We start from the raw sequence: 2,376 nt of genomic DNA, 5'->3' as shown, positions 1-2,376 counted from the left end.
AGCTTCGCGAGCAGCTTCTTTTCGAGGCCGTCGGCCAGCTCGGGGTTCGCGAGCAGGAACTTGCGCGCGTTCTCCTTGCCCTGGCCCAGCTGGTCGCCGTCGTAGGTGTACCAGGCTCCGCTCTTCTTGACGAGGCCGTGGTCGACGCCGAAGTCGATCAGGGAGCCCTCGCGGGAGATGCCGGTGCCGTAGAGGATGTCGAACTCGGCCTGCTTGAAGGGCGGGGCCATCTTGTTCTTGACCACCTTGACGCGGGTGCGGTTGCCCACCGCGTCGGTGCCGTCCTTGAGGGTCTCGATGCGACGGATGTCGAGGCGGACCGAGGCGTAGAACTTGAGCGCCTTTCCGCCAGCGGTCGTCTCCGGGCTCCCGAAGAAGACCCCGATCTTCTCGCGGAGCTGGTTAATGAAAATCGCGGTCGTCTTCGTCTGGCTCAGGCCACCCGTGATCTTCCGCAGCGCCTGGCTCATGAGCCGGGCCTGCAGGCCGACGTGGCTGTCGCCCATCTCGCCCTCGATCTCGGCGCGGGGCACGAGCGCCGCGACCGAGTCGATCACGACGAGGTCGATCGAGCCAGAGCGGATCAGCATGTCGGCGATCTCCAGCGCCTGCTCGCCGGTGTCGGGCTGGGAGACGAGCAGGGCGTCGATGTCGACGCCGAGCTTCTGGGCGTAGTCGGGGTCGAGCGCGTGCTCAGCGTCGATGAAGGCGGCGATGCCACCGTTGCGCTGCGCGTTCGCGATCGCGTGCAGGGTCAGGGTCGTCTTTCCGGAGGACTCCGGCCCGTAGATCTCAACGATGCGGCCCCGGGGCAGGCCCCCAACGCCGAGCGCGACATCCAGGGCGATGGACCCGGTGGGGATCACCTCGACGGGGGCGCGCTCATCGCTCCCGAGGCGCATCACGGAGCCCTTGCCGAACTGTCGGTCGATCTGGGCGAGCGCTGATTCCAGCGCCTTTTCGCGGTCGTTTGCGGCCATGTGCTTCTTCTCCTCGGGTTGTGTGGCGTGGGCCACGGGTGACTGCCTACCGACTGTCGGGCCGATCACGGTGATCGGTTCTCGACAAGGCACGGATCGCTTGATCCGGTTCCACGCTACGGGCAGCCACTGACACAGTGCGTGTCGGGGGCGACCCGGTGCGGAACTCGGCATCGAACGTCCTGGTGAGGAGACTACCAAGGAGTCGAACACATCTTCGAACCCGTGCGGCGTGTCGCCGGAGGAGTTTTCGAGGAAACAACTCAGGCCCGCCCGAAACGCGTTCGGGCGGCCCTGCGGGCGTGCGGCGGGCCGCTAGCGCGGGTCGACGAGGCCGCGGCCGTGGCGGCGCTCCGTGGGAACGCTCATCTCGCGGCACAGCGCGAGCCAGGCGTCGCGCGGATCGGCCCCGGCGGCGAGGGCCTCGTCAACCGTGCCGCCGAGCTCGGCGAGCCACTGATCCCGCGTCAACACGGGGCCGTGGACGGGGCCAAACTCCTCAGCGACGGCGCGCCGAAACTCGCTCAAACGCATGCGCGCTCCTGAGCCGACTCAGCCGGCGAGCACGTCGGAGCGGTAGCCCTCGACAAACTCGATCGGAACGGTGTCGGGCACCGTCTCCGCGAATGTGGGGTGCAGCCCCTCGACGATTGCGAGACGACCACTGACCTCTCCCATGATGACCGACAGCGGGGTCCCCAGCGCGTCAGCCACCGCAGCGAGAATCTCGCTGGAGGCTTCCTTCTGGCCACGCTCAACCTCGCTCAGGTAACCGAGCGCGACGCTCGCCTCCCCAGCGACCTGTCGGAGCGTGCGACCTTTTTGCAGCCGGAAATCACGGAGTACGTCACCAATTTCCTGACGAACGAGCACCATATGCGACCTCCCTGGCTCTGTAAGCGGTCTGTGACCGCCCCGCGGATATTCCACGGTTCCGACGCCTCACACTGCTCACTGTAGTCGGCGGATGCCAACCTGTGTTGTGTGCGTCACCAAGCATAACCTGAGCCATTCGGAATCTATTCCCCGGCTTTTTAAAACCTGAGTCTCCTCGACTCAGGTATTTCTCGGCTTCGCGCCGACTCCCCCGGAATTCCGCGGGATCACCTCGCCGCCGCGCCCACAGAACCGGGCGTGTCGCGCGGCGCGGTCCCAGCGATCCCCCGGCGAGCTCCCAGCCACTGCCGCGCCCCCAGCGCGCCGGGCGGCGCATCGGGTCGCGCAGCAGCTCGTGCGTCGGGGCCTCAGCCCGCCGCGGGAAGCGCGCGCAGCTCGTCCGCGAGCAGGTCCAGGGCGGCGGTCACGGTGGCCCGCCGAATCGCTTCGCGGTCCCCCGCGGCGGCGAGCCGCACGGAACGGTCCCCGCGCCTCGAGCTGATGCCGAGCCACACGGTGC

The 2,376-nt window shown here is 67.9% G+C and carries 4 protein-coding genes; all 4 read right to left on the bottom strand.

Annotation, left to right across the window (positions count from 1 at the left end; all coding sequences use genetic code 11):
- The coding region (gene recA, locus OOT08_RS14695) for a recombinase RecA (RefSeq protein ID WP_325093679.1) at positions 1–980 on the bottom strand (980 nt) is incomplete at its 3' end.
- Positions 981–1,295: 315 nt separating this feature from the next.
- Positions 1,296–1,514, bottom strand: coding sequence for a DUF3046 domain-containing protein (locus OOT08_RS14690; protein WP_325093533.1), 219 nt, complete (start codon positions 1,512–1,514; stop codon positions 1,296–1,298).
- An 18-nt stretch (positions 1,515–1,532) separates the two neighbouring features.
- A complete protein-coding gene (locus OOT08_RS14685; RefSeq protein ID WP_325093531.1) occupies positions 1,533–1,856 on the bottom strand; it encodes a helix-turn-helix domain-containing protein in 324 nt (107 codons plus the stop codon).
- Positions 1,857–2,224: 368 nt separating this feature from the next.
- Positions 2,225–2,376, bottom strand: a 152-nt coding sequence (locus tag OOT08_RS14680; protein ID WP_325093678.1) for a CinA family protein, incomplete at its 5' end; no start/stop codon positions are given.

It is taken from the genome of Leucobacter sp. M11, assembly GCF_035726885.1.
In the GTDB taxonomy this organism is placed as follows: domain Bacteria; phylum Actinomycetota; class Actinomycetes; order Actinomycetales; family Microbacteriaceae; genus JAPFRB01.
Note: the sequence above shows the minus strand (reverse complement) of the source record. Positions and strands in the feature narration are given on the sequence as shown.